This is a genomic window from Rhizobium sp. PEPV16, from assembly GCF_008919455.1.
Taxonomy (GTDB): Bacteria; Pseudomonadota; Alphaproteobacteria; order Rhizobiales; family Rhizobiaceae; genus Rhizobium; species Rhizobium leguminosarum_Q.
The window spans coordinates 1-295 of the sequence record NZ_VSZV01000003.1; the positions used below are offsets into that span (position 1 = coordinate 1).

Sequence of the window (295 nt, forward strand, 5' to 3'; positions counted from 1 at the left end):
GCGTGCTGCAGCAGTTCGGCACGCCGGCCGAGATCTATAACAGCCCTTCCAACATCTTCGTCGCCGACTTCATGGGATCGCCGGCGATGAACCTCTTGAACGCCACCGTCGAGAACGGCGCCGGCGGGCTCGAGGTCTCGCTGGAGCGGCCGAATGCCGCGCCGCTCCGACTGCCGGTCATCTCAGGCAATGACGGCCTGACCGCCTATACCGGCAAACAGGTGATCTTCGGCATCCGCCCGGAGGCCTTGACCGATCCCGATGGCGCCGACCGCAAGGCGCGCTCGCTGACTGA

Annotated in this window: 1 pseudogene; it reads left to right on the forward strand. The window is 66.1% G+C overall.

The annotated features are described in order from the left end of the window. A pseudogene (locus FY112_RS00020) lies at positions 1-295 on the forward strand (sugar ABC transporter ATP-binding protein); the annotation flags it as partial.